This window comes from Falsihalocynthiibacter sp. BN13B15 (assembly GCF_041205415.1).
GTDB classification, from domain to species: domain Bacteria; phylum Pseudomonadota; class Alphaproteobacteria; order Rhodobacterales; family Rhodobacteraceae; genus Falsihalocynthiibacter; species Falsihalocynthiibacter arcticus.
Map to the genome: position 1 here is coordinate 1 of NZ_JBGFCE010000083.1, position 531 is coordinate 531.

The following is a 531-nucleotide window of genomic DNA, read 5'->3' on the forward strand; positions in this document are numbered from 1 at the left end:
GTTTTTTGTACTTCATGGATCGAGATTTCAACGAACGGCGTGGTGTCATAAGGAATGACATAGGTCATGCCTTCGGGGAAAAATTCCGCATATTCCTCGATCTTCTCGCGGACGAGTTCCGATGTATCAAGCGCGTTGGCCCCCGGTGCAAGTTGGACGGCCATCCCAGAGGCAGGGTTGCCGTTAAACTGCGCGATAGCCATGTAGTTTTCCGCACCAATCTCGACACGGGCCACATCTTCGAGCAACACAAGTCCTCCATCGCCTTCTGATCTCAGAATAATGTTGCGGAAATCTTCGGGCGTTTCCAACAGGGATTGCGCAGTGATTGTTGCCGTAAAGGCCTGACCGTCTAGCGAAGGAAGCGAGCCGAAAGAGCCTGCAGAAATCTGCGCGTTTTGCGACGAAACAGAAGCGACCACATCGGAGGGCGTCATGTCGAAGGCGGCAAGTTTGGAAGGATCAAGCCAAATCCGCATGGCATATTTTGCCCCGAAAACCTGTGTGCCGCCCACGCCTTCAATGCGACTA

General features: G+C 53.1%; 1 protein-coding gene. It reads right to left on the reverse strand.

The annotated features are described in order from the left end of the window. A partial coding sequence (locus AB9F26_RS22260; RefSeq protein ID WP_369769128.1) for an efflux RND transporter permease subunit occupies positions 1–531 on the reverse strand: 531 nt, incomplete at both ends.